The sequence below is a fragment of the uncultured Clostridium sp. genome (genome assembly GCF_934754925.1).
In the GTDB taxonomy this organism is placed as follows: Bacteria; Bacillota; Clostridia; order Clostridiales; family Clostridiaceae; genus Clostridium.
The window spans coordinates 1-6,536 of sequence record NZ_CAKVJA010000072.1; the positions used below are offsets into that span (position 1 = coordinate 1).

Consider the following 6,536-nt stretch of genomic DNA (forward strand, 5'->3'; position numbering starts at 1 on the left):
CCCTTCAGGCGAAGGGTAAACCAGATGGCCGCGCCTCCCAGGAAAAACAGACACGCCGGATGCCAGACGATGTCATTTACGATAGTTATAATTTTTGTAAATAATTCCATAATTTTACATTCTCCTTTGTCGCATCTGCACCATTTTAGCACAGGTGCACGGATAGAGAAAATTCAAAAAGAATATACGCAGTTATAGAATGATTTTATAACTGCGTATATTCTTTTTACAAGCGTTATTGCGTTTCGCGTTCCGCCGATTTCGGCCTGCGCTTTATTCGAATGACTTGATAAATTATTATACCAATAAGAGTCATCAATGATGTCAGTATTCCGACGCGGAGCCACGGGGTCGAATAACTCAATTGAATATGATGCTTTCCCGGGGGTAGCGGAATCGCCATATACATTCCGTTTGCTTTTACTATTGAAGTCTTCTCTCCGTCCACTTTCGCAGACCACCCCGTTGAATACGGAATCGAAAGGAACAGAACCTCGTTTTCGGAACATTCAACCGATCCGGAAACAGTATCATTTCCGATTGAAATGTTTTTGCATGGTGTGAGCTTTGAAATATCTTCCATATATTTCTCGGTATCGTTTTCATATACGCCGATGCTTTTGTACGTATATTCCGCCGGCTTCGCAAATACAATTTTAACGGAATCATATCCTTCTTCACTTTTTCCCAAATAATAGGTCACGCCATCCTTCGGTGCATACCAGTAATGATAGGATGACAATGCTGTTGCTGTCTTTTCATAATCCGAAACGCGAAGATCTCCTTTCTTTTGTCCGCGGCACCAAATGTCTGAACTCGTTCCCATGATAAGCGAACACATGGATTTATCGGCTTCCTTTATCTTCAACCCATTCATCCACAGATACAATTCCCCTTTCATCGGTTTTTTAAAGTGCAATATCAGTGCGCCTTTTTCTTTCTTCACCGATATTCTCTTTTTCGTTAAGTCCACATCCTTCGTTTCCACTTTATACGGAAGGACGGTCATTCGTTTCTTTGGTTTTATCGTTTTGATGTTATGGATTTTTGCATCCGTCATGACCCCTTGCAGCATCGCTTCTTGGCGGTTCAGCGGGTTCATCTTTAGAGCATCTTTCCTCAATATACTATTCCTATATAAGAAAGCACTGCCCAAGTAATGTGTGTTCTCATACAAGCCCTCTTCGATTTTCTCGTATCCGACCGGCACTCCTTCGTTATCTTTCGAATCTGTCGTATAATATTTCACCCCCGCTAAATCCAGCAAAGCTCGCCGTCCATCCAATCCATGTAATCCGCAATTCGGGTTCATCGTATTCAATTGTAAATCTGTGCAATAGCGCTGGAAGTTCTTATCCATGATGCTCCACCAAAATGTGGTTCCTCGCACTTGATTGGCACACTCTACATTCATATTCGTTTCTCTTTTCTCCACCCGATAGAATTCTTTCTGATTCGCAGTTCCGCGGGCCTTTGAAATAGACGGTGCTGTAAAATATGCGTTTAAATTATCTGCATTCACGAATTGCTTAACAAAACCACCATATGCGGGCGAGAAAATTACGCAAATACCAACGATTACGGATAAAATCGTTAATTCTCCAATAATCAGGTTTCCATGTGCTTTGAAAAACGGCATTGTATTTATTGCCCACAAAACAAGCATTGTTAGTAGTAGCAGTACATCATACGAATACCCATCGGAGGAATTTCCACCTATAGAATGAGCGATGCACATATAGATGGCAACCATCATCGTCAAAACAATTAGCTGTTTCTTTTCTAATTTGCACAGCTTATCTCCAAGTCCCATATATACGATCGCAACAGCCAATGCAAATGCGTAACTCCACCGGTTCGTTGCATAACCGAAACCATTTAAGATACGTCCGCATAAAGGAATGCACATAATGAGCAAACTGCTCACACCGGCAATTTTCATGGTCTTCCATTGATTTCCCTTTTGTATTATTAGGAGTAACAAGCATATCAATCCAAGGGGAATTCCGCCTATAACGGTATGATAGGCAAACAATCCATGGAATTTTCCCAAATGAACAAATAGCTGCTTATAAAAATTCATCGGATACAGAACCAGTGATTCGGTATATCCGGTGGTCAATCCAATTCTATAATTATTTAAAAACGCATGCACTGTCGGAAATAGGATAAACCCGGATAACAATCCGCCCACCAAATAGGCTGCACATACATTTTTGCAGATTTGAATGTTCTCACGGACCGTACTTTTCTTGCACCGCAACCGAATACACAGGTACACCATGCTTAGAATCACATTGCTGTAAAAGAAATAATAATTTGTTAAGAACGAATAGAATGTAACCGCAACCAACGGTGCCTTCCGCTTCTCCCGCATCAATATCTCTATCGCCCACAGTATTACCGGAAAAAGGTAGCACCCATGCATGAAGTTCGGAAAGTAGAAAAAATACTCAATATTAAAAAAAGAGTACAACAATCCGCCCATGGCCGTTCGCCAACTATCCGTCTTCTTCACACAATTTGAATACAGACAAAAGGCTTCCCCGGAAAGAAAGATTTTTATCCATATCATCAGCTTATAACTTCTTGTCAGGCGATTAGGGAACAAAGCGACGGAAATCCAACAGATTGGATCCAGAAAATCATATGCATTCAAGGTTGTCAACGGATCTGCCCCTTGGCCTAAGGTATACCAAAAATGCGGTATTTGAAACAATTTCCCATTCGCGATGCCATTCACAATCTTAAGTTGGCAATCCCGTATATATTGCATCGCAACATAATGCTGCCCCCATCCATCCGGATTCCATACATAGGTTATTTTTCCACTGCTAAAGTACGAATCCATCACAAAGATTGGAATGATCAACAACACTGCATACAGAATGTACGATTTGTATTTCTCCCACCACGATGCTCTTATGTTCAATGCTCCTCTTTCCCTTTCACTAATTCAACATATCGCTCCTGACAGCGAATCAAGTCCTTCTCAAAATCCTGGCGGTCTTTCTTCCGCAGTGTGTGCAGTATTAACCCGGAAAAAAAAGACTGCAATCCCGCAATAACCGTAAATCCACACACGATTAACGTAGGGAAATTCGGCACAAGCCCCGTCTTCCGGTAATTAATGAATATCGGGATAAAAAACACGGCCGCCAACAAAAACAATACCAGCGCAATCCCGCTAAAAAAGGCGCGCGGTTTATACGTTTCGAACAGGCTCACAATTGTCCGCAGCACCTTTGCCCCGTCCGAAAAGGTATTCAATTTCGAGCTGCTTCCACTCGGTCGGTCCCGGTATTCCACAACGACGTTTGACACATTCATATTTTTGTCAATCGCATGAATGCTCATTTCCGTTTCAATCTCGAATCCCTTGGATAAAACCGGAAATGTTTTTACGAATTGGTAACTGAATGCACGATATCCGGTCATGATATCCCGGATGTTGCTTTTGAACAGTTTATTGATGCTTTTTCGGACCAGTGCATTTCCAAAATTATGGAAATGCCGTTTATTTTCATCGAAATAGGTGGATGAAAGTCGATCCCCCACCACCATGTCGGCCTGATCTTCCAATACCCGCTTCACCATTTCAATGGCAGCCTCCGCAGGGTAGGTATCATCCCCATCCGCCATAATGTAACACTCTGCGTCCACTTCCCGAAACATCCGCCGAATCACATTGCCCTTGCCTTGAAGGGTTTCCTTTCGCACAATGGCACCGGCATCGCGAGCCACTGCCGCCGTCCGATCCTCCGAGTTATTGTCGTATACATATATTTCTGCATCCGGGAGAGCCTTTTTAAAATCCGTTACTACCTTCCCGATGGTTCTTTCTTCATTGAAACAGGGTATCAACACCGCAATTCGATCCATATATTTACTCCTAATCAGCGCTTATCCAATTTATTTTACCCCCCCCTTATTGGAATTTGTCAAGGCAATAATTGCATCCCACTAATATAAATTGAACCTTAAGAAATCTTAAGACTTTTTGCTGTAAATATTTGGTATAATGCAGATAGAGCTAATCATCAGCGTGAAATGAGGTGATACCCGATGCAGAAATCCGCTTCAATCCGTTAAAGCAATATTTTCAAGAAAGGATATTTGAGATGTATGCAAATCGCAACAGACTTCGAATCCTCACCGGAATACTCTGCATTGCCGTGACTGTTTTTATATTCACTGCTTTTGCAACTGCGGACGATGAGGTTCAATACAAGTCCTACGATTTAAAGGGTTACAGCGGATCGGTCGAAGTCGATCAATCCGTTCGGGATAAAATCCAAGATAAGGCGATAAAAGAGATTGCCGGAGAGACGAAATCGAAAATAATCCGAATAACGGCGATGGAGAATCTTTCGGAAGAGAATCTGCAGGCCTCCGAAGAGGAAGCCCTCTACGTGTATACCGATAAAGGATTAACCCACATCCAAGTGGATAAAGGCTGTGTCGGCAAAATCTCTTTGAAAGAAGTAAAAGAAATGATTCGCGAAAACGAAGGCTCCTTCGTTCGGGTGTACGATGTGGGGACGCAGGAAGAGTCGTCCTCGTTCCTCTCGGAACATAAGGGAATCCTCGCGACGATTGGAGTCGCCGTCGTGCTTATCCTACTGTGGCTGCTGTATGAAAGAAAAAATCGGAGAACCGAATGATGAAAAAGCAAATGATGAATATCATTGATATCCTGGAGGGTTGTTACGCCCTTTGCTGCTGCATCGGAGTTTTCTATTTTCGTATGGAACCTTCACCCTCTCTCCGAATCCTGCTCCTCGTGATTTCCACAATCGGGATTTTGGCAACAGATTTAGCTAGAAGGAAAATGTCCATCGGAAGCGGGCTGGCGGCAATTTGGAATGTTTATTTCATAATCGGATTTTTCTAAAACGTAGAATCAAAATTGTACATGTACTGATGTTATTCTCGTAATATCAGTACATGTCATGTTCAATTTGTTATTGCAATTTATGCCCATTTCAATGCAGGAGATAGAATATGTCTTTCGAAAATCGAATTGCTATCGTCTCACAGGATTTCGCTTTTGCAAACAGTTTGAAAGAATCCCTGCAAAAGGAGAAACTCATCAATGATGTTATTGTCAAAGGCTCTTTTTCTGATGCGTTCTTTGAGAGTCCTGCAGATTTAACCATTCTTGATTATGAAACTTTTGAATTAGAATGGCACGGTCAAATGCCTTTTTCAAATCAGTTTCATCGTGGTAAATTTTTATTTCTTTTTTCATCAGCAGATATAGATAATCAAACGTCAGCTTCTCCGCTCCTCTTCTATGATGACTTTCTGATAAAACCGATTAATTACCCGGAGCTGTTACTTCGAATTAAGCAGCTTCTGACTCATGAAGAACGCGAGGACATGCTTTGGTATGGAAATACATTATTGCATTTTTCCTTGGGAACGCTAACTACACCTAAAGGAACAATCGACCTTACTTCGTATGAATCTAAAATTCTCCACACTTTTTTCGAACAGCCTCAACACATTATTTCGAGAGCGGAATTACTGAACATTAATAACGCACAGAATTACGATGTTTCGGATCGGTCCATCGATGTTCGAATCTCGATTATTCGCAAAAAATTAATTGCCATCTCTTCAAATCTAAGCCTTCTTTCACGGAGAGGGTGCGGATATATTCTGACAATTTCTTCATAACAAAAATATCGGACAGCACTGGGGCTGCCCGATATTTTAGATTTACCACGGTTTTATCCACAAATACAGATTCGCCATTATTACCAATGTGCAAGTGGCTCGTACGTATCCTTCAAACTTATTATTCTTTATTGATGCGACCACCAGGAACACAACTCCACACAAGGAGAGCAGCAACAGTAAATAAGTTACCGTTGTAGAAACTTTATCAACAGTTCCCATAAGTGAAATAACAGCAATTACAATAACATAGATATCTTCGAGCATACTGATACAGCGGACGATATTTTTCGAATACATTTTCATAGGCTTCTCCAATCAATACTTTGCAATTATTACTACTTCCCAACACGAACATCTTTCATGCGTATTATACCAATAAAATGTTTCAGAATTATTACTCAAATCAACATTTTCTGAATTTGTTAATGAATTCCGTTTCCAAGCGCGAACCCCGGCGGCCGGCCTGGAAGAAGTGAGAAGCCAGCCTGACGCCCGGCGGCCGGCACGAGTGCAGAACAAAAAAACACACGCCGCTGCAGGATAATCCCACAGCGCGTGCACAAAAGGTTACTCCTTTTTGGGAAGTAAAAGTGGACGAAAATCAATTATTTCTGCAGAGCCTTTGCGGTCTCTACGATGTTCTCCACCGTGATGCCGTTCTTTGCCAGCAGACGTTCATAAGGAGCGGATTCACCGAACTGATCCTGGATGCCGATTCTCTTTACAATGCCCTTGCCGGACTCCGCTGCCACCTCGCATACGGAACTGCCCAGACCGTTGATGATATTGTGGTCCTCTACAGTGATGATTTTGCCGATGTCATCGATGCAGGCCTTTACGCAGTCCACATC

General features: G+C 42.0%; 6 protein-coding genes. 3 read left to right on the forward strand and 3 right to left on the reverse strand.

Annotated elements, in window-relative coordinates; genetic code table 11:
- Positions 1-235: 235 nt before the first annotated feature.
- Both Q0G30_RS13495 and Q0G30_RS13500 read right to left on the reverse strand, forming a co-directional pair.
- Positions 236-2,932: a YfhO family protein gene (locus Q0G30_RS13495; protein WP_294391079.1), complete on the reverse strand. Its 2,697-nt coding sequence runs from the start codon at positions 2,930-2,932 to the stop codon at positions 236-238.
- The gene (locus tag Q0G30_RS13500; protein WP_294391081.1) at positions 2,929-3,882 is read right to left on the reverse strand and encodes a glycosyltransferase family 2 protein; all 954 of its coding nucleotides are present in this window, start codon (positions 3,880-3,882) and stop codon (positions 2,929-2,931) included. Before Q0G30_RS13500 ends, Q0G30_RS13495 begins: the two co-directional genes overlap by 4 nt.
- A 173-nt stretch (positions 3,883-4,055) precedes the next feature.
- Here Q0G30_RS13500 and Q0G30_RS13505 point away from each other — a divergent pair, with 173 nt between their 5' ends.
- From Q0G30_RS13505 to Q0G30_RS13515, 3 genes are all read left to right on the forward strand, one after another.
- Positions 4,056-4,664: a hypothetical protein gene (locus Q0G30_RS13505; protein ID WP_294391084.1), complete on the forward strand. Its 609-nt coding sequence runs from the start codon at positions 4,056-4,058 to the stop codon at positions 4,662-4,664.
- Positions 4,661-4,894, forward strand: coding sequence for a hypothetical protein (locus Q0G30_RS13510; protein ID WP_294391085.1), 234 nt, complete (start codon positions 4,661-4,663; stop codon positions 4,892-4,894). Before Q0G30_RS13505 ends, Q0G30_RS13510 begins: the two co-directional genes overlap by 4 nt.
- Before the next feature lie 110 nt (positions 4,895-5,004).
- Positions 5,005-5,682 (forward strand): winged helix-turn-helix domain-containing protein, encoded by a 678-nt coding sequence (locus tag Q0G30_RS13515; RefSeq protein WP_294391088.1) that lies wholly within the window; start codon positions 5,005-5,007, stop codon positions 5,680-5,682.
- 608 nt (positions 5,683-6,290) lie between these two features.
- On the opposite strand, the gene Q0G30_RS13520 is transcribed toward Q0G30_RS13515, so the two are convergent.
- Positions 6,291-6,533, reverse strand: coding sequence for a transketolase C-terminal domain-containing protein (locus tag Q0G30_RS13520; RefSeq protein WP_294391090.1), 243 nt, complete (start codon positions 6,531-6,533; stop codon positions 6,291-6,293).
- Between the last annotated feature and the right edge of the window lie 3 nt (positions 6,534-6,536).

Coding starts and splice junctions, on each gene's coding strand:
- Q0G30_RS13500 (WP_294391081.1), bottom strand. CDS start 3,882: ATGGATCGAATTGCGGTGTTGATACCCTGTTTCAATGAAGAAAGAACC.
- Q0G30_RS13510 (WP_294391085.1), top strand. CDS start 4,661: ATGATGAAAAAGCAAATGATGAATATCATTGATATCCTGGAGGGTTGT.
- Q0G30_RS13515 (WP_294391088.1), top strand. CDS start 5,005: ATGTCTTTCGAAAATCGAATTGCTATCGTCTCACAGGATTTCGCTTTT.